Origin of the sequence: Bradyrhizobium sp. AUGA SZCCT0182 (assembly GCF_018130185.1) — a bacterium.
In the GTDB taxonomy this organism is placed as follows: domain Bacteria; phylum Pseudomonadota; class Alphaproteobacteria; order Rhizobiales; family Xanthobacteraceae; genus Bradyrhizobium.
Genome location: NZ_JAFCLY010000022.1, coordinates 50,255 through 69,062 on the forward strand (window position 1 = coordinate 50,255; position 18,808 = coordinate 69,062).

Consider the following 18,808-nt stretch of genomic DNA (forward strand, 5'->3'; position numbering starts at 1 on the left):
CGGCGTCGATCGTTCCCGTCCAGAGGCTTCCTGAGAAGGCAACCCGGGCAATGCCCCTGGGTGCGAGGGGTATGTATCAACGCAAGCCTGCTTTGGAAAGGCCCATGGTGCAGTTTTTGAGGTTTTTGTGACGCCAAAAACGGCACGAAACGGCCTCGGGAAGCCGCCCTTGCCATCAAAGGCGCAAAAGCGGAACTTTGACGCAACAAAAGTCCACAAAAACATCATTATCGGGGGCGGCGCGTGACGGACATATTCGATTTCGTGGTGGTGGGGGGCGGCTCCGGCGGCTGCACGGTGGCGGGACGGCTTTCGGAGGACCCAAAGGCGTCGGTGGCGTTGCTGGATGCCGGCGGCAAGAACGACAATTGGGTGGTCACCACGCCGTTCGCGCTGGCGCTGATGGTGACCGGCACCATCAACAATTGGGCCTTCAACACCGTGCCGCAGGCCGGCCTCAACGGCCGCATCGGCTATCAGCCGCGCGGCAAGGGGCTCGGCGGCTCGTCCGCGATCAACGCCATGGTCTATATCCGCGGCCACCGCAGCGACTACGACCAATGGCCTCGCTCGGCAATGCCGGCTGGTCGTTCTCCGACGTGCTGCCTTTTTTCAAGCGCTCGGAAAACAACGCCGATTTCGACGGCGAGTATCACGGCAAGGACGGCCCGCTCGCCGTCAACAAACTGCGCACCGAAAATCCGGTGCAGCAGATCTTCCTGCAGGCAGCGCAGGAAGGCCAATTCCGGATCCGCGAGGATTTCAACGCCGAGGACCATGAAGGCCTCGGCATCTACCAGGTGACGCAGAAGAACGGCGAACGCTGGAGCGCGGCGCGCGCCTATATCCATCCGCATATGAATAGCCGCGCCAATTTGCGCGTCGAGACCGGCGCGCAAGCCACGCGCATCCTGTTCGAGGGCAAGCACGCGGTCGGCGTCGAATACCGCCAGGGCAAGGAGTTGAAGCAGCTCCGCGCCCGGCGCGAGGTGATCGTCGCCTCCGGCGCGTTCCAGACCCCGCAGCTGCTGATGCTGTCCGGCGTCGGCGACAGCGCGGCGCTGGGCAAGCACGGCATCGCAAGCGTGCATCATTTGCCCGGCGTCGGACAGAACTTGCAGGACCATCCTGACTTCGTGTTCGGCTACCTGTCCGACAATCCGAATTTTTACGGCCTTTCGCTCAAGGCCCTGCCGCGCCTGTTGCGGGGGATTCGCCAGTACCGGCGCGAGCGCCGCGGGCCGATGACGTCGAATTTCGCCGAATGCGGCGGCTTCCTGAAAACACGGCCTGACCTCGACGTGCCCGACGTGCAATTGCATTTCGGCATGGCGCTGACCGACGATCACGGCCGCAAGCGCCACAAGGGCACGGGCTTCTCGCTCCATGTCTGCCAGCTGCGGCCGAAGAGCCGCGGCCATGTCGCGCTCGGCAGCGCCGATCCTTTTGCGCCGCCGTTGATCGATCCGAATTTCCTCGGCCATCCCGACGATCTCGAAACCATGGTCGGCGGTTACAAGGTGACAAAACGGTTGCTGGACACGCCGGCGCTGCGCGCGCTGCAGAAACAGGACATGTTCACCGAGGGCGTGCACACCGACGACGACATCCGCAAGCTTCTGCGCGCCCGTGTCGACACCGTCTATCACCCGGTCGGCACCGCCAAGATGGGCGTTGGCGATCCGATGGCGGTGGTCGATCCCAAGCTGAAAGTGTACGGCATGGAAGGCCTGCGCATCGTCGATGCCTCCGTGATGCCGACCCTGATCGGCGGCAACACCAACGCGCCGACGATCATGATCGGCGAGAAGGCGGCTGACATGATCAAGGCCGAGATGCGGGCGGGGTGAGCCATCAGCTGCCATCACCACAGGCGCTCCAGTATGCCAATCACTATCCGTCGTCCCGGCGAAGGCCGGGACCCATAACCACAGGCGGTAATTGCTTTTGCACGCTGGTCGTCATCTTCCTTTTTCAATAACAGGGGCCGCGGCCTATGGGTCCCGGCCTTCGCCGGGACGACAAAAATTATTCTCGCGACGCATTGCGCCCGAGCTTTGCCAGAAACTTCCCGCCCTCCCCAAATGAGAGGGCGCAGGGAAGACCGGGTGCGCGCTGCACCCGCGGTCTCGCGTGCGGTTTGCACAAAACAAGGTGCACACGAGCATACAGGGCAGCGGAGAACACCCGGCCTTCCCTGCGCAATGGCTTTACGGCTTATGCCGTGATCTCCCCGGAGACGAGTTCTGGGTTGACTCCGTCGCTATCGTTTCCGCTCACGCTTCTCCGACAGCTTGACGCCGGCAACGGGCGCCAGGACCACACGGTTTTGCCGTACGCTTAATCCACGCCGTCGTCAGACGTGAACCAGCGTCCACCGCATCCCGCCGCGCGTTCGTGACGTGCGCACGCCCCTCTTGTCGGGCGGGACGCGACGATTCAAACCGCTGATTTGCCCGACGAGGGAAGCGGAACTTTGCCCGTCGGGTTAATTTGTCGCAGCGCGATCACTTACCCTCCCCTGAAGGGTAAGAAAGAAGCTCATCCCTTCTGCAAGATCTCCGGGAACGGTGGTAAGACCTCGCAGTACGGATCGAACTTCCGTCATTTTTGACCGCCATGATAGGATCGGTAGTTTATACGAAGCGTGCCCTCGGAGGCCCGCGATCATTGATTTCAGATCGGCGGTTTTCGGTATGCGAATAAAAAACGCCGCGGCACTGTTTGCCATCGGATTTTTGTCCGTCAGTTTTTGGCTGCCAGACAGCGCGAGATGCCAAACCTCGCTTGCTCCACCGCTTTCGCTTGCCCGGCCGGCACCATCGCCGGACGAGGCTGTGCCGCCGCCTCCGGCTGTCATCCTGGCTTCGCCGCCAGCGGCAGCCGAGGACGCGCCTCCACCGAGGGCAACCGCCAAGCGCGCGGCGTCGCCGGTCGCCAGGGACGCGTCACCGCCAGCGGCAACCGACGACGCTCCTTCACCAAAGCCAACCGCCAAGCGCACGGCGCCGCCGGTGGCCAGGGACGCGTTCCCGCCAGCGGCAACCGAGGACGCTCCTCCACCAAAGCCAACGGCCAAGCGCGCGCCGCCGCCGGTGGCCAGGGACGCGTCACCGCCAGCGGCAGCCGAGGACGCTCCTCCACCGAGGGCGACCGCCAAACGCGCGGCGTCGCCGGTCGCCAGCGACGCGTTCCCGCCAGCGGCAACCGACGAAGCTCCTCCACCAAAGCCAACGGCCAAGCGCGCGCCGCCGCCGGTGGCCAGGGACGCGTCACCGCCAGCGGCAACCGAGGACGCTCCTCCACCGAGGGCGACCGCCAAGCGCACGGCGCCGCCGGCCCCGAGGGAGACACCGCCGCCGAAACCAGCCGCCGACCACGACGGCTTCATCACAAGCATCGAGGACGAGCCCGCTCCAAAGTTACCGGACCTGTCGCGCGCAGCCAAACGGTCGAAGCCCATGAAAGAGCCCGATAGCATCTCGGGGCAACCGTGGGCCGATTCCGCGGAAGATGTGCAGCTCAGGCGCAAGCTGACGATCTGCCGCGACTGCAAATGATGGCGCCCGGAAGGACAGCGAACTTCATCCCTTCGGCGGGTCGAGTCGCTGCAGGATTTCCTGGAATGGCGGCAGCGCTTCGCAGCGCGCGGCGTGGGCCTGCAGCGCCGGATAGCGCGCATCGAACAGCGCGGGATGCGCTTCGCTCGTGAAGCGCAACGCGCAGGCGATCATGATATCAGCGTGGCCGATTCGCTCACCGAACCAGTATGGCGTCGGGATCGCCTCGCGCTCTTTCTCCAGCATCTCGAGCACGCCGCCGATTTGCGTCTGGCAGCGCTCGACCCAAAGCGCGAGCTGTTCCTTGCGCAGCACCCGCTCATAGATCAGGCTGACCGCCTTGTCGGCGAGGCCACTGCCGAGCGCGCAGATCCGCAATTGCCGGCGGCGCAAATCGCCGCGCTCGGCCATCATCGCTTGTTCCGGGCCGACCAGTTCGTCGAGCGCATCCAGGATCGCGGCGCTCTCGATGACAGCCTCGCCGCTGGCAAGCACCAGCGTCGGCACCCGGCGCAACGGATTATACGGCGCGATCTTGTCCGCATCGCCGAAGGTCGACCACGGCCTGTGCTCGAACGGCAAGCCATAAAGCCGCAGCGCGATGGCGACGCGGCGGACGAAGGGGGAGTCGTATTGGCCGATCAGGAACATGTTGCCGTTGCGTCCTTTCGCTATTCGTCATGGCCGGGCATAGTAGTCTGCCTTGCGCAGACTGCGTACACTTGTCTGCGCTCCCGGCCATCCACGTCTTTCTTACTGCCAGACCTTAAAGACGTGGATGCCCGGATCAAGTCCGGGCATGACATTCGAGACCGAAGGACCGACATGCGCCTATCCCTCACCGTCCTGACGCTGTAAGCGTTGTTCGCCGCCGCAGCCAACGCCCAGAGCGGCCCCGCCGGCTTCCAGTCGCCATCGAAAAACATCGCCTGCGCCTATTTCGACTACGACAAGCAGAACACGCTCCGCTGCGACATCATGGAAGCCACCGTGACGGCGCACCGGCCGGCCGATTGCGATCTCGAATGGGGCAAGGCGTTCGAGATGCGATCCAGGGGCAGCGCCGTGCGCCTCTGCTACGGCGATACAGTGATGGACCCCAAGATGCCGATGCTGGCCTATGGCGAGGTCTGGCAGCGCGGTGGCTTTACCTGCACGTCGGAGCAGACGGGCGTGACGTGTTTCAACGCGGACAGGCGCGGGTTTTCGCTTTCGCGGGCGAAGCAGGATTTGTTTTGACTCCAAGCATCACTCCATCGTCATGGCCGGGCTTGACCCGGCCATCCACGTCTTTGGTTGCGCAGAGGTAAGCAAGACGTGGATCGCCGGGACAAGCCCGGTGATGACGAGTTGCGAGAGCGTTCGCACCATCACTCAATCACCGGCACATGCCTCGCCGCGTCACGCGGCGCTGACCCATCAAGCCGCGGATCGTCCTCGATCTCGATTTGCCGCCGGAAGGCGCGAAAGCCCGAGCGCTGATAGAACGCCACCGCTGATGGATGATCGTGCGTGCAGGTGTGCACCCAGAACCGTGCGATCGGCCGCGACCAGGACAGCTCCAGCGCACGGTTCATCAGCCAGCGGCCGGCGCCGCTGCCGATCAGTTTTGCGGTGACGCCGAAAAAAGCGAGCTCGCACTGGCCGGCCTCGCGGAAATCCAGCTCCAGCAGGCCTTCGTCGCGGCCCTCATGTTCGAGCGCGTAGACTTCCACCAACGGTGAATGGACGATCGCGGCGAGCCTGGCATCCGGCATCCGCGTCCGCGAAATCCATAGCCATTCCTCGCCGACGCGGCGGAACAGTTCGCGATACCAGTCGAGGCCGGGGGCCTCCGCGCGGCGCAGCGTCCAGGCGCCCTTGGGGTCGGACGGGATCGCGGGGAGTTCGGTCATCTCCAGATGCGTAACGACGGTGGCGATCTTGCCCGGAGGAACGTCAAAGTCGCCGTCGGGGAGGATCATGCGTTCGCTCGCTGCCAGAGCACATCGACCTGCCCGCCACGCGGGAGGCGGACAGTCAATGTCAGTCGATCCTGAGAAAGTTCGAAGAACCGCTCCTGATCAGTCCCGTTCCAATTCGGAAAGGAGCTGGCTTCAACGTGGATAGCAAGAACCCGGCGGGGTCCGTCGATGACGTAGGTGCCGAAATAGGTGATGGTTCCAAGTGCGGTCTTTTTTGCCTCTTCCGCCGATATCTGCGCGATCTGGCCGAAGTTCTCGATCTGGTAGTTGACGCGATCCGAGCGCATGACCGAAATCATGTAGTGGCCGGCCGTATCGAAGAAGGCCAGGCCTTGGGGATTCTCGCCGAACTGCTCCAGTTTGGTTTCATCACCGTTGGTCTGCTCCCATGAGACAAGGGTCCAGGCGCCGGCAAGCTGCTCGTTGAGCGGTCTTCCGGCGGCACCTTGCGCCATTAGCCTTCCCCCTCATCGCTCGCCAGCAATCCCTTCACCGCCCGCGACCACCCGGCGAGCTTCCGCTCCCGCGTCGCCGCACTCATCGCCGGCTTGAACCTGTGCTCCAGCCGCCAATTGTCTGCAAACTTCGCGGGCTCGGGATAGACACCCGCCTGCAGACCCGCGAGATAGGCGGCGCCGAGCGCCGTTGTTTCCTGGATCATCGGGCGATCGACCGGCGCGTCGAGCAGATCGGCGAGGCGCTGCATGGTCCAGTCGGAGGCGGTCATGCCGCCGTCGACGCGGAGCACGTTGGCGGCTTTTTCGCCCGGCCAGTCGGCGCGCATCGCTTCGCGCAGATCGTAGGTCTGGTAGCAGACGCTCTCCAGCGCGGCGTGCGCCAGTTCGGCCGGGCCGGTGTTGCGGGTGAGGCCGAACAGCGCGCCGCGGACGCGCGGATTCCAGTAGGGCGCCCCCAAGCCGACGAAGGCCGGCACCAGATAGACGCTCTGCATGGAATCGGATTTGTCGGCGAGCGGGCCGGTCTCCGACGCCTGCTTGATGATGCCGAGGCCGTCGCGCAGCCATTGCACCGCGCTTCCGGCGACGAAGATCGAGCCTTCCAGCGCGTAGGTGCGCTTGCCGTTCAATTGATAGGCGATGGTGGTGAGCAGCTTGTTCTTCGAGGCCACCGGCGTGGTGCCGGTGTTGAGCAGGGCAAAACAGCCGGTGCCGTAGGTCGATTTGATCATCCCGGGCGTGAAGCAGGCCTGGCCGATAGTGGCAGCCTGCTGGTCGCCGGCGATGCCTGATATCGCGATCGCGCCGCCGAATAGATCTGGTTCGCTCTCGCCGAACCTGGCGGAGGAATCCTTCACCTCGGGCAGCATCGAGCGCGGCACGCGCAGCAGTTTCAAGAGCTCGTCGTCCCATTCGCCGGTGTGGATGTTGAACAGCAGCGTGCGCGAGGCGTTGGTGGCGTCGGTGGCATGCACCTTGCCGCCTGACAGACGCCACAGCAGATAGCAATCGACGGTGCCGAACATCAGCTCGCCGCGCGCGGCGCGTTCACGCGCGCCGGGCACGTGGTCGAGGATCCATGCGACTTTGGTGCCCGAAAAATAGGGATCGATGATCAGGCCGGTCTTGGCCGAGATCGCAGGCTCATGGCCTTCACTCTTCAATTTGGCGCAGATGTCGGCGGTGCGGCGGTCCTGCCAGACGATGGCGCGGTGCACGGCCTGGCCGGTGGCGCGGTCCCACACGACAGTGGTCTCGCGCTGGTTGGTGATGCCGATCGCGGCGATGTCTTTCGCCTTCAGGCCGGCTTTCTCCAGCGCCTCGCGGCAGACCATCACCGTCGAGGTCCAGATATCCTCCGGCTCGTGCTCGACCCAGCCCGAGGCCGGGAAATGCTGCGGGAATTCCTGCTGCGCGGTGGCTGCGATCGAAATGTCGCTGCGAAACACGATGGCGCGCGAGGATGTGGTGCCCTGATCGATCGCCAGCACAAAGGACATGATGGTGCTTCCCGGAAAAGTTGGTGGTTGGGGCAAGGAAAGGGGATTGGCGGGAGAAGGTCAATATCTCAACGTCGTCCCGGCGAAGGCCGGGACCCATAGCCACCGGCGTCGGTTTTGCGAAGGGTATCGGCCACCTCGTCTCAACCGAGAGCACAACGCGGTATGGGTCCCGGCTCAAGGCCGGGACGACGCGTTGAGAGAGCTAGGGCTGAAGCTACGTCGCCGCCGTGGTCACGCCGCCATCCACCACAATCGTCTGCCCTGTCATGAACGTCGACGCGTCGGAGGCGAGATACGCCACTGCACCCGCGATTTCGTCGGGTTCGCCGATGCGGCGCAGCGGCGTGGTGGCGGTGCGGCGCTTCAGATTATCAGGGTCTTCCCACAGCGCGCGGGCGAAGTCGGTTTTCACGAGGCCCGGCGCCACGCAATTGACGCGGACGCCTTTCGGGCCCCATTCGCCGGCGAGGCTGCGGCACAGCGAGAAATCCGCCGCCTTGGAGATGCCGTAGGCGCCGATCACGGTGGAGCCGCGCAGGCCGCCGATCGAGGACACGATCACGACCGAGCCGCTGCCGCGTTCCGCCATCTGCGGGATCGCCTGCGCACACAGCCAGATGTTGCTCTTGACGTTGGAGCCCATGATCTTGTCGAAGGCCTCGTCCTTGATGTCGAGCAATGGGCCGTAATACGGATTGACCGCGGCGTTGCAGACGAGGATGTCGACCTTGCCGAAATGCTTTGTGGTGCCCGAAATCAGCGCGTCGACTTCCTCGCGGCGCGAGATGTTGCAGGGAATGACATGGGCGTCGCCGCCGGCCTTCTTGATGCCTTCGGCGACCTCAACGCAGGCATCCGCCTTGCGGCTGGAGATCACGACCTTGGCGCCGAGCTTTGCCAACAGTTCCGCCGAGGAGCGACCGATGCCGCGGCTCGAGCCGGTGATCACGGCGACCTTGCCGGTGAGATCGAACGGGGTTCCCTTCACGATGCGCTCCCTTTTTGTTTGTTCGTTGTCGTTGCCGTTCTCTATCCGTCATGCCCGGGCTTGACCCGGGCATCCACGACTTCCTTTTCTTTGAGGCCAAGACGTGGATGGCCGGGACAAGCCCGGCCATGACGACAAATTATATTCGTCATTCCGGGATGGTCCGACGGACCAGACCCAGAATCTCGTCATTCCGGGTTCACGACTTCGTCGTGCCCCGGAATGACGAAGTCAGATCAACCCGCCCGCATCCGTGACGCGGCGGAGGTGATAATCCGTGTCGCCAAAGCTGTTCTCGATCATGGTCAGGCGCTTGAAGTAGTGGCCGATCTTGGCTTCCTGGGTCATGCCGATGCCGCCATGGAGCTGGATCGACTGCTGGCCGACGAACTTCAGCGATTTTCCAACTTGCACTTTCGCGGCAGCCACAGCTGTCGCACGCTCCTTGGCGTTGTCGAAATCGGCCGCCATGGTCGCGAACATCGACATGCTGCGGGCCTGTTCGACGGCGACGAACATGTCGGCGGCGCGGTGCTGCAGGGTCTGGAAGGTGCCGATCGCGACGCCGAACTGTTTTCGCGTTTTCAGGTACTCGACCGTGGATTTCAGCGATTCATCCATCGCCCCGACCGCTTCGGCGCACATCGCGGTGCGGGCGTCGTCGACCACGCGCTCGATCAGTTCAAGCGCGTTCTCGGGGTCGCCGATCGCAGCCTCGGCGCCAACCTCGACGCCGGTCAGCGTGATGTCGGCGGCGTGCAGTCCGTCCTGGGTCGGATAGCCCTTGCGGCTGATGCCCTTGGCGTTGGCGGGCACCAGGAACACGCCGATGCCGCTCTTGTCGCGCCGCTCGCCCTTGGTGCGCGCGGTGACGATCAGGGTGTCGGCGTTCTCGCCGTTGATCACGACGAATTTTTCGCCGTCGATCACCCAGCCGGCGCCCTTCTTTTTGGCCGTCGTCGCGACGTCGGAGAGATCGTAGCGCGAGTTCTTCTCGAGCTGCGCGAACGCAAAGGTCTTGCTGCCGTCGATGATAGCAGGGATATGCGCGGCCTTCTGCTCGGCCGAGCCGCCATGGCGCAGGAAGCCGCCGGCGATCACGACCGTGGCGAGATAAGGCTCCAGCACCAGCGCCTTGCCCATCGCCTCCATCACGATCGCGGTTTCCACCGCGCCGGCGCCGAAGCCGCCGTCTTCTTCCGAAAACGGAAGGCCGAGCAGGCCCTGTTCGGCAAGCTTGCCCCAGACGGCCTTGCTCCAGCCGCCCTTCTCGGTGCGGTACTTCTTGCGCGCCTCGAAGTCGTAGGAATCGTTGAGGAGACCGTCGACGCTTTCCTTGAGAAGCCGCTGCTCCTCGGACAAATCAAAATCCATGTTGTTTCGTTCCTTTAACCGATCGCTCGTTTCTTAACCTCTCCCCGCTTGCGGGGAGAGGTCGGATCGCCCTTGCGATCCGGGTGAGGGGGTACCGCACTCACCGTTAGTTCAGCGCTCGCGGTGAGAGCCCCTCACCCCGACCCTCTCCCCGCAAGCGCGGGGCGAGGGAGAAGAAATCACAGCCCCAGCACCGCCTTGGTGATGATGTTGCGCTGGATCTCGTTGGAGCCGCCGTAGATCGAGACCTTGCGGTTGTTGAAGTAGCTCGGCGCGATCTGCGCGGTCCAGTCCATCGCCTCGTTGGAGCCGTCGTCGCCATGCTCGTCATAGGGCGCGGCGAACGGGCCGATCACTTCCATCAGGAGTTCGGTGGTGGTCTGTTGGATTTCCGAGCCCTTGATCTTCAAGACCGAGGACGCCGGATTGGGCTTGCCCTTGCCGTGCTTGCCTTCATCGGCGACGACGCGGAGCTGCGTCAGTTCGAGCGCCTTCAGCTCGATCTCGCAGGCCGCGAGCTTCTCGCGGAACCCCTGGTCTTCGAGCACGGGCTTGCCGTTGGACTCGACCTTGGAGGCGAGCTCCTTGATGCGGCGCAGCCGCTCCTTGGAAACGCCGACCCGGGCGATGCCGGTGCGCTCATTGCCGAGCAGGAATTTGGCGTAATCCCAGCCCTTGTTCTCCTCGCCGATCAGATTTTCGACGGGCACCTCGACGTCGTCAAAGAACACTTCGTTGACCTCGTGGCCGCCGTCGATGGTCTCGATCGGGCGCACCGTGATGCCCTTCGACTTCATGTCGAACACGATGAAGGAGATGCCCATCTGCTTCTTGGCGTTGTTGTCGGTGCGGCAGAGACAGAAGATCATGTCGGCGTGCTGCGCCAGCGTGGTCCAGGTCTTCTGGCCGTTGATGATGTATTTGTCGCCACGGCGCTCGGCCTTGGTCTTCAGCGAGGCGAGGTCCGATCCGGAGCCCGGCTCCGAAAAGCCCTGGCACCACCAGTCGTCGACATTGGCGATGCGCGGCAGATACTGCTTCTTCTGCGCTTCATTTCCGAAGGTGTAGATGACCGGGCCGACCATGCTGACGCCGAAGGCGAGCGGCGCCGGCGCCGGGTGCATCTGCAGTTCTTCGTTGAAGATGTAGTGCTGCACGGAGCTCCAGCCGGTGCCGCCATATTCCTTCGGCCAGTGCGAGACGCCCCAGCCCTTCTTGTTCAGGATGCGCCACCAGGTGACCATCTCGTCCTTGGACAGGTGGCGGCCTTCCTGCAGCTTGCGCCGTGTATCCGGCGGCACGTTATCCCTGAAGAAGGCCCGCACTTCCTCACGAAACGCTATTTCTTCCTTGCTGAAAGCGAGATCCATCGGATCCTCCTGTGAGCGAATTGACTTACTTATCTCTCATCGTCGTCCCGGCGAAGGCCGGGACCCATAACCACCGAACTCTGATATTGCGAAAGCCGTCTCCCATTGTGCCCCCAGGCGAAGCCGCGGCGTATGGGTCCCGGCCTTCGCCGGGACGACGGGTGTCGTTACGACCGTCCTCCTGATACGAGCTGTTGCTTCTGCGGCGATGGCTGCCGCAGACGCAGTTCATGACGCGACAACTTGCCGACCGGCGTGCGCGGCAATTCATCGACGAAATCGACCGCGGCCGGGATTTCATGCTTGCCGAGCTTGCCGGTGAGGAAGGCGCGCAGCTCTTCCAGCGCGAACGGTTTTGCATCGCTGCGCAGCTTGATGAAGGCTTTTGCGGCTTCGCCGCGGTAATCGTCGGGAATACCGATCACGATCACTTCCTGCACGGCGGGATGGGTATAGATCGCCTGCTCGATCATCTGCGGGTAGACGTTGAAGCCGCCGGAGATGATCATGTCCTTCTTGCGGTCGACCAGGTAGAAATAGCCGTCGCCATCCATGTAGCCGATGTCGCCGGTCAGGAAGCGGTCGCCGACGAAGGCTTCCGCGGTTTCCTTCGGCCGGTTCCAGTAGCCTTTGGTGACGTTCGGTCCGCGGATGCGGATCTCGCCGACTTCGCCAACCGGCATCAGTTGCTTGGGATCGTCGAGAGACACCACGTCCATCTCGATTCCCGGCAGCATCAAACCGATCGAGCCGGGTTTGTCCGGGCCTTCCTTGGGATGGGCGGTGCCGGGCGAGCAGGTCTCGGTCATGCCCCAGCCGCTCTTCAGCTTCATGCCGACCCTCTGTTCGAGGATCCGCGCGACTTCGACCGGCAGCGGTGCGCCGCCCGAGCCGACGCTGACCAGCGAGGACAGATCGCGCTTGTCGAGATCGGGCAATGCGGCGATCGCGATCCACATCGTCGGCACGCCGGGGAACGCGGTGGCGCGCTTCGTCTCGATGTCGCGCATCACAGCCTCGACGTCGAAACGCTGGTGCAGCGAGATCAGATTGCCGCGCCGGATCGACGACAGCAGCACCACCGTCAGCGCATAGATATGGAACAGCGGCAGCACGCAGATCACGCGCTCGATCGCGTCGCGCTCGGCGCGCGACGGCGCACCCCAGACGTCATAGACCGACACCGCCGAGGTCAGGTTGCCGTGGCTGAGCATCGCGCCCTTGGGCAGGCCCGTGGTGCCGCCGGTATACTGCAGCAGCGCGACATCATCGGCGCTCATGACAGGCCATTGCGAAGGCCTCGACGCACCATCGGTGAATTGCTTGTAGGTGATGACGGCCGGATTGTTCGGCAACGCCGTCTGCGGCGTGCCGACCTTGCCCCAATCATCGTCCTCGCAAACGATCAGGCGATCGAGCAAGCCCTTGTCGAGGAATTTCAGCGCGGTCGGCAACAACGCCGACAAATTGCTGGTGACCAGCACGCGCGCGCCGGAGTCCGAGAGCTTGTGCGACAGGGCGATCTCGCCGTCGAGCGGGCTCAGGTGCACGATGCGAGCGCCGGCTTTCAGCGCACCGAAGAAATTGACCGGATGATCCGGCGAATTGCCGAGGAACAGCGCGACCGAACTGCCCTTGCCGTAGCCGGCGCGCAGGAAGGCCGCGGCTGCCGTCTCCACCAGGGATTCGAGCGCGGCGTAGCTGATCGGCCGGTCGCGGAATTCAACCGCGGGACGCGATCCGAACTCGGCGGCGGCTGCCGACAACAAATCAGGCAGCGTGCCGCGCGGAAGCGGATCGTCCCAGCGAACGCCTTGCGGATAGAACTGTTCGCCGGGATGGGTCATGCTCGCCCCACATCGTCATTCCGGGGCGCTCGCACCCAGCGAGCGAACCCGGAATCTCGAGGTCCCCTGATGTGCATTGCACATCTGAGGTTCGCGCTGCGCGCGCCCCGGAACGACACTGAGAGGACGTCCAGCCCCATCAAGCCGCTTTCGACTGTGCCAGCGACGCAAAGGTCTTGCCCTCCGCGGCGAGACGCTTGAGCAGCGGCGCCGGTTCGAGCGAGGGATCGTTGGTCTCCTTGGCGTAGTACGACAGGCGATCCGCGATGTGCTTGAGGCCGACCTGGTCGGCATAGAACATCGGGCCGCCGCGATAGATCGGCCAGCCATAGCCATAGAGCCAGATCACGTCGATATCGCTCGGACGCGCCGCGATGCCCTCCTCCAGGATCCGCGCGCCCTCGTTGATCATCGGGTACATCATGCGCTCGAGGATTTCGTCGTCGCTTACCACGCGGGTCTTGCGGCCGAGGCGCTGCAGGGTTTCGGTGATTAGCTTCTCGACCTCCGGATCCGGCATCGGCGAACGCGAGCCGCCTTCGTATTTGTAATAGCCCTTGCCGGTCTTCTGGCCGAAGCGGCCGGCTTCGCACAGCGCATCCGCGATTTCCGACTTGAGGCCGCGGTCCTTGCGCGAACGCCAGCCGATATCGAGGCCGGCGAGATCGCCCATCGCGAACGGGCCCATCGGCATGCCGAATTTCGTCACGACGGCATCGACCTGCTGCGGCAATGCGCCTTCGAACAACAGCTTTTCGGACTGCTTGCCGCGCTGCGCGAGCATGCGGTTGCCGACAAAACCGTCGCAGACGCCGACCACCGCCGGAACTTTCGCAATTTTGCGCGCGATCGAGACGGCCGTGGTCAAAGCATCCGGCGCGGTCTTGTCGGCGCGGACGATCTCGCACAGCTTCATCACGTTGGCCGGGGAGAAGAAGTGCATGCCGAGCACGTCCTGCGGACGGCTGGTGACCTTCGCGATCTCGTCGATGTTGAGATAGGAGGTGTTGGAGGCGAGCACGGCGCCCTTCTTGGCGTATTTGTCGAGCGCGGTGAACACTTCCTTCTTGATCGCCATGGTTTCGAACACGGCTTCGATCACAAGGTCAGCGTCCTTGACGTTCTCAAGGCCGACCACCCCGGTGATCAGGCCCATCCGCTTGGCCGGCGCGTCTGCCGGGATGCCACCGCGCGCGGCGGTCGCCTCGTAATTCTTCTGCATCACGCCCATGCCGCGCTTGAGCTGCTCTTCGCCGGTCTCGATCAGCGTCACCGGGATACCGGCATTGGCGAACGACATCGCAATGCCGCCGCCCATGGTGCCGGCGCCGATGATCGCGACGCGCTCGACATTGCGCGGTTTTGTGCCTTCGGGAACGCCGGCGACTTTTGCCGCCTCGCGTTCGCTGAAGAAGGCGTAGCGCTGCGCCTTCGACTGGTCTGATGACACCAGCTTGAGGAAACCTTCGCGCTCCTTCTTCAACCCTTCGTCGAACGGCAATTCGATCGCGGCGCGCACGGCATCCGCGGCGGCGAACGGCGCTTCCAGTCCGCGCGCCTTCTTGGTGAGGGCCGCGACCGCGTTGGTGAAGATCGAAATATCGGCTTTCGCCGCGGCGAGCTTCGAATCGTCGTCGCGCAGCTTGCGCAGCGGGCGCTTCTCCGCCAGCACCTTGCGGGCAAAGGCTTCGCCGCCCGAGGCCGGACCTTCGACGATTTCCTCGATCAGGCCGTTCTTGAGGGCTTCAGCGGCGCCGATCGGATCGCCGCTGACGATCATCTTGACCGCCATTTCCGGGCCGATCGCGCGCGGCAGGCGCTGCGTGCCGCCGGCGCCCGGCAACAGGCCGAGCTTCACTTCAGGCAGGCCGAGTTTTGCCTCTTTGGTCGCCACGCGGTAGTGGCATGCCAGCGCGACTTCGAGACCGCCACCAAGCGCGGTGCCGTGGATGGCGGCAATGATCGGCTTCGGCGAGTTCTCCATCGCGACCAGCACTTCATGCAGACCCGGAGGCTTCGGCGGCTTGCCGAATTCGGTGATGTCGGCGCCGGCGATGAAGGTGCGGCCGCCGCAGGTCAGCACGATCGCCTTTACCTCGGGATCAGCGATCGCAGCCTTCATGCAGTCGAAAATGCCGCCACGCACGGCGGCGCTGAGCGCGTTCACCGGAGGGCTGTTGACCGTGACGATGGCGATGGCGTCATGACGTTCGAGTGTTACGACTTCGTTCACGGGACTCTCCCTGAATGCCTGTTCTTGATTGCCGCTCGAACTTGCGTTGAGTGGCTACGGCGTTTTGTTGATTTCGCACTGCGAAATTCAATTCCACATCTTGACAGGGAGGGTTATTTTGAAGCACGTCCCTTGTCAACGAGCTCGGCACAGCAGCAGGCAATGAAACGTCCAGGGAAGAAAGCGGCGACTGATCGCAGCTTCGTCGTCGCGCTCTCCCGCGGACTTGATGTGTTGCGCGCATTCCAACCCAACGACGGGCTTCTTGGCAATCAAGAGATTGCTGCCCGTACTAAATTGCCGAAGCCAACCATTTCCCGGCTGACCTACACCTTGACCAAGCTGGGCTATCTTACACCCGTTCCGCGGTTCGAAAAGTATCAGCTCGCGCCATCAGCCATGGCCCTGGGGTATGCCGCGCTGGCCAATCTCGGCGTTCGGCATTTGTCCGAACCCTACCGTGAAGCGCTGATGCGCGAGACCGGCGGCGCGGTTGCGGTCGGCGGCCGCGACCGTCACAGCATGATCTATTTCGGCCAGAGCCGGACCGGCTTGCTTGGCGTGCAGCTCGACGTCGGTTCGCGGGTACCGATAGTGACCACCGCGATGGGACGTGCCTATATCTGGGCGCTGCCCGATGACGAGCGTGCCGCTTTGTTGCGCGAACTGCGCGACCATTACGGCAGCAGCCGCTGGCCGCGAATGCGCGACGGCATCGAACGCGCGGGCGAAATGGTGGCGCGTCAGGGATTCACGATCTCCGCCGGCGAATGGCAAGACGATGTGCACGCGGTAGGCGTCGCGTTGAAGCTCAGCGATGGAACCGGACCGTATGCCTTCAATTGTGGCGCGCCCGCTTTCCGTTTCACGGAAGATCGCTTGATCAACGACATTGGACCTCGCCTTGTGACGATGGTAAGGAACATCGAGGCGGCGCTGGGCGGCGCAGCCCCGCAATCCAAAAAAGAAGAGAACAAGAAGTTGAAAGCAGGAGGGAAAGTTGCACGTGTGGTCGAGGGGATCAGGTAGCCATCATCATGACCGGCGCAAGTTTTCGCGCGGTCATTCCCGCTCCATGAGTTACTCAGTGAGTCATTTGGGCGGGACGCGATGACGCAGGCACAGCTCGCGCAGGGAAATGCTCCCCTGCTTGCGGTTCGCGACGTCAGCGTCGTGTTCGGCGGCATCATCGCGTTGAATGGTGTGTCCTTTGACATGCACAAGGGCGCCATCCTCGGCCTGATCGGACCGAACGGCGCCGGCAAGACAACGCTCTTCAATTGCCTTTCCAGGCTTTATCAGCCGAGCACCGGCGACATCCTGATGGAAGGCGCCAGCATCCTGACGCGGCCAGCGCACAAGATCGCCGAGATCGGCATCGGCCGCACGTTCCAGAACGTCGCGCTGTTTCCCAACCTCTCGGTGATGGACAACGTTCGCGTCGGCTGCCACGCGCGCTCCTCCAGCGACATCATCTCGGATTCGCTCAAGCTCGCCTGGGTTCGCCGCGGCGAAGCCGAGATCAACAGGAAGGTTCATGAGATCCTCGATTATCTGGATCTCGGTGACGTCGCGCACACCGTGGTATCCGGCCTGCCCTTCGGCACCCAGAAGCGCGTCGAGCTGGCGCGGGCGCTGGCCGCCGATCCGAAAATCCTGCTGCTCGACGAGCCCGCCGGCGGTCTCAACCACGAGGAAGTTCACGTGCTCGGCGATCTGATCCGCCGCATTCGCGACGATCGCCATATGACCGTGCTGCTGGTCGAACATCACATGGGTCTTGTCATGTCGATCGCCGACCATGTCGTCGCACTCAACTTCGGCCGCAAGCTTGCCGAGGGAACCCCGGCCCAGGTCCAGGCCGACCCGGATGTCATCAAAGCCTATCTGGGGAGCAAGGACGACCAATGACCGCGATGCTCAACGTCAAGGATTTGCGGGCCTATTACGGCCAGGTCCAGGCGCTCCATGGCCTGTCCTTTGCCCTCAGCGAGGGCAGCCTGACCACCCTGCTCGGCGCCAACGGCGCCGGCAAGACCACCACGTTGCGGGCGATCTGCAACATGGTGCGCTCCACCGGCGCGATCGAATTCGAGGGCAAGTCGCTCTCCGGCCGCTCGACCGAAAACGTCGTCCGTCTCGGCATTGCGCATGTGCCACAGGGCCGCGGCACCTTCACCACCATGACGGTGGAAGAGAACCTGCAGCTCGGCGCCATCACGCGCAGCGACTCCAAGAACATCGTTTCCGACATCGAGCGCATGTACGCGCATTTCCCGGTGCTGAAGGAACGCCATACCCAGCAGGCCGGAACGCTGTCGGGCGGCGAACAGCAAATGCTCGCGGTCGCGCGTGCGCTGATGTTGCGGCCGCGGCTGATGCTGCTGGACGAGCCGTCATTCGGTCTCGCCCCCCTGATCGTGCGCGACCTGTTCAAGATCCTCGGCAAGATCAACCGTGAGGACAAGGTTACCATTCTGGTGGTGGAGCAGAACGCGCAACTGGCGCTGGAGCTCGCCGACCAGGCCTATGTGATCGAAACCGGAAAAATCGTGATGTCGGGGAACGCGAAGGAAATCGCGAGCAACGAAGACGTCCGCAAATCCTATCTGGGCTACTGAGGAGCACGGCCGTGGAACTACTTACCAACCAAGTCCTGGCCGGCATCGCCACAGGCGCGATCTATGCCTGTATGGCGCTCGCGGTGGTCATGATCTACCAGGCGATCGACCATCTGAATTTCGCCCAGGGCGAAATGGCGATGTTCTCGACCTTCATCTCCTGGCAGCTGATGCAGTGGGGCATACCGTACTGGTGGGCCTTCCTGGCCACGCTGATCATCTCCTTTGCCGGCGGCATCATGATAGAGCGGCTGCTCTTCAAGCCGCTCTCCAAGGCCCCGGTCCTGACCAACGTCGCCGGCTTCATCGCCCTGTTCGCCATCGTCAACTCGATCGCCGGCCTGATCTGGGATTTTACCATCAAGCAGTATCCGACGCCTTTCGGATCCTCGCCCTTCCTCGGCAGCCAGCTGATCTCGACCCACCAGGCCGGGATGATCGGTGTCACTCTCCTGATGCTGGTCGGGCTCTACCTCTTTTTCCAGTTCACCCGGATTGGCCTTGCGATGCGCGCTGCTGCGGCGTTGCCGGAATCGGCGCGGCTGGTCGGCGTCAACACCTCCTGGATGATCGCGCTGGGCTGGGGCATGGCCTCCGCAATCGGCGCCGTCGCCGGCATCCTGATCGCCCCGGTCGTGTTCCTCGAACCGAACATGATGGGCGGCGTCCTGGTCTACGGTTTCGCCGCCGCCGTGCTCGGCGGGCTTTCCTCGCCGCTTGGCGCCGTCATCGGCGGCTTCCTGGTCGGCGTCTTCGAGAACCTCGCCGGCACCTACATCCCCGGCGTGGGTAATGAACTGAAACTGCCGATCGCGCTTGCGCTGATCATCACCGTCCTGGTCTTCAAACCTGCCGGTCTCTTCGGCCGAGCCATCGTCAAGCGAGTCTGAT

The 18,808-nt window shown here is 63.6% G+C and carries 14 protein-coding genes and 1 pseudogene; 6 read left to right on the forward strand and 9 right to left on the reverse strand.

The genetic code is table 11. The features are described from left to right. Nucleotides 1-243: 243 nt before the first annotated feature. A pseudogene (locus JQ611_RS22810) lies at nucleotides 244-1,850 on the forward strand (GMC family oxidoreductase). Nucleotides 1,851-3,584: 1,734 nt separating this feature from the next. Here the strand turns inward: JQ611_RS22810 and JQ611_RS22815 are convergent. After that, entirely contained in the window at nucleotides 3,585-4,211 is a 627-nt protein-coding gene (locus JQ611_RS22815; RefSeq protein ID WP_212466662.1) for a glutathione S-transferase family protein, read from the reverse strand. A 210-nt stretch (nucleotides 4,212-4,421) separates the two neighbouring features. Here JQ611_RS22815 and JQ611_RS22820 point away from each other — a divergent pair, with 210 nt between their 5' ends. Further along, on the forward strand, nucleotides 4,422-4,799 hold the full coding sequence (locus tag JQ611_RS22820) for a DUF6636 domain-containing protein (RefSeq protein WP_212466663.1): 378 nt from the start codon (nucleotides 4,422-4,424) through the stop codon (nucleotides 4,797-4,799). A gap of 131 nt (nucleotides 4,800-4,930) precedes the next feature. On the opposite strand, the gene JQ611_RS22825 is transcribed toward JQ611_RS22820, so the two are convergent. The 8 genes from JQ611_RS22825 to JQ611_RS22860 all read right to left on the reverse strand — a co-directional run bounded on the left by JQ611_RS22825 (nucleotide 4,931) and on the right by JQ611_RS22860 (nucleotide 15,296). Further along, nucleotides 4,931-5,524 (reverse strand): GNAT family N-acetyltransferase, encoded by a 594-nt coding sequence (locus JQ611_RS22825; protein WP_212466664.1) that lies wholly within the window; start codon nucleotides 5,522-5,524, stop codon nucleotides 4,931-4,933. After that, nucleotides 5,521-5,979 (reverse strand): lipocalin-like domain-containing protein, encoded by a 459-nt coding sequence (locus JQ611_RS22830; protein ID WP_212466665.1) that lies wholly within the window; start codon nucleotides 5,977-5,979, stop codon nucleotides 5,521-5,523. The genes JQ611_RS22825 and JQ611_RS22830 overlap by 4 nt, the downstream gene beginning before the upstream one ends. After that, nucleotides 5,979-7,481, reverse strand: coding sequence for a glycerol kinase GlpK (gene glpK, locus JQ611_RS22835; protein WP_212264997.1), 1,503 nt, complete (start codon nucleotides 7,479-7,481; stop codon nucleotides 5,979-5,981). Before glpK ends, JQ611_RS22830 begins: the two co-directional genes overlap by 1 nt. Nucleotides 7,482-7,698: 217 nt before the next feature. After that, nucleotides 7,699-8,472: an SDR family NAD(P)-dependent oxidoreductase gene (locus tag JQ611_RS22840; RefSeq protein ID WP_212264996.1), complete on the reverse strand. Its 774-nt coding sequence runs from the start codon at nucleotides 8,470-8,472 to the stop codon at nucleotides 7,699-7,701. Nucleotides 8,473-8,703: 231 nt separating this feature from the next. Beyond that, entirely contained in the window at nucleotides 8,704-9,846 is a 1,143-nt protein-coding gene (gene pimD / locus JQ611_RS22845) for a pimeloyl-CoA dehydrogenase small subunit (RefSeq protein ID WP_212466666.1), read from the reverse strand. Nucleotides 9,847-10,025: 179 nt separating this feature from the next. Beyond that, on the reverse strand, nucleotides 10,026-11,216 hold the full coding sequence (pimC, locus tag JQ611_RS22850; protein ID WP_212264994.1) for a pimeloyl-CoA dehydrogenase large subunit: 1,191 nt from the start codon (nucleotides 11,214-11,216) through the stop codon (nucleotides 10,026-10,028). A 167-nt stretch (nucleotides 11,217-11,383) separates the two neighbouring features. Further along, entirely contained in the window at nucleotides 11,384-13,063 is a 1,680-nt protein-coding gene (pimA, locus tag JQ611_RS22855) for a dicarboxylate--CoA ligase PimA (protein ID WP_212466667.1), read from the reverse strand. 139 nt (nucleotides 13,064-13,202) lie between these two features. Next, on the reverse strand, nucleotides 13,203-15,296 hold the full coding sequence (locus JQ611_RS22860; RefSeq protein ID WP_212264992.1) for a 3-hydroxyacyl-CoA dehydrogenase NAD-binding domain-containing protein: 2,094 nt from the start codon (nucleotides 15,294-15,296) through the stop codon (nucleotides 13,203-13,205). Between the two features lie 162 nt (nucleotides 15,297-15,458). On the opposite strand from JQ611_RS22860, the gene JQ611_RS22865 reads away from it, so the two are divergent. From JQ611_RS22865 to JQ611_RS22880, 4 genes are all read left to right on the forward strand, one after another. Continuing rightward, nucleotides 15,459-16,325: an IclR family transcriptional regulator gene (locus JQ611_RS22865; RefSeq protein ID WP_212265151.1), complete on the forward strand. Its 867-nt coding sequence runs from the start codon at nucleotides 15,459-15,461 to the stop codon at nucleotides 16,323-16,325. A gap of 81 nt (nucleotides 16,326-16,406) precedes the next feature. Beyond that, nucleotides 16,407-17,207, forward strand: coding sequence for an ABC transporter ATP-binding protein (locus tag JQ611_RS22870; RefSeq protein WP_212264991.1), 801 nt, complete (start codon nucleotides 16,407-16,409; stop codon nucleotides 17,205-17,207). Further along, complete coding sequence (locus JQ611_RS22875) at nucleotides 17,204-17,917, forward strand: ABC transporter ATP-binding protein (protein ID WP_212264990.1); 714 nt, start codon at nucleotides 17,204-17,206, stop codon at nucleotides 17,915-17,917. Before JQ611_RS22870 ends, JQ611_RS22875 begins: the two co-directional genes overlap by 4 nt. An 11-nt stretch (nucleotides 17,918-17,928) precedes the next feature. After that, nucleotides 17,929-18,807 (forward strand): branched-chain amino acid ABC transporter permease, encoded by an 879-nt coding sequence (locus tag JQ611_RS22880; protein ID WP_212264989.1) that lies wholly within the window; start codon nucleotides 17,929-17,931, stop codon nucleotides 18,805-18,807. Nucleotide 18,808 lies beyond the last annotated feature (1 nt).

What these genes read in the sequence shown, in the direction of transcription:
- JQ611_RS22815 (WP_212466662.1), bottom strand. Translation starts at nt 4,211, where the DNA reads ATGTTCCTGATCGGCCAATACGACTCCCCCTTCGTCCGCCGCGTCGCC.
- JQ611_RS22825 (WP_212466664.1), bottom strand. Translation starts at nt 5,524, where the DNA reads ATGATCCTCCCCGACGGCGACTTTGACGTTCCTCCGGGCAAGATCGCC.
- JQ611_RS22830 (WP_212466665.1), bottom strand. Translation starts at nt 5,979, where the DNA reads ATGGCGCAAGGTGCCGCCGGAAGACCGCTCAACGAGCAGCTTGCCGGC.
- glpK (WP_212264997.1), bottom strand. Translation starts at nt 7,481, where the DNA reads ATGTCCTTTGTGCTGGCGATCGATCAGGGCACCACATCCTCGCGCGCC.
- pimD (WP_212466666.1), bottom strand. Translation starts at nt 9,846, where the DNA reads ATGGATTTTGATTTGTCCGAGGAGCAGCGGCTTCTCAAGGAAAGCGTC.
- pimC (WP_212264994.1), bottom strand. Translation starts at nt 11,216, where the DNA reads ATGGATCTCGCTTTCAGCAAGGAAGAAATAGCGTTTCGTGAGGAAGTG.
- pimA (WP_212466667.1), bottom strand. Translation starts at nt 13,063, where the DNA reads ATGACCCATCCCGGCGAACAGTTCTATCCGCAAGGCGTTCGCTGGGAC.
- JQ611_RS22865 (WP_212265151.1), top strand. Translation starts at nt 15,459, where the DNA reads ATGAAACGTCCAGGGAAGAAAGCGGCGACTGATCGCAGCTTCGTCGTC.
- JQ611_RS22870 (WP_212264991.1), top strand. Translation starts at nt 16,407, where the DNA reads ATGACGCAGGCACAGCTCGCGCAGGGAAATGCTCCCCTGCTTGCGGTT.
- JQ611_RS22875 (WP_212264990.1), top strand. Translation starts at nt 17,204, where the DNA reads ATGACCGCGATGCTCAACGTCAAGGATTTGCGGGCCTATTACGGCCAG.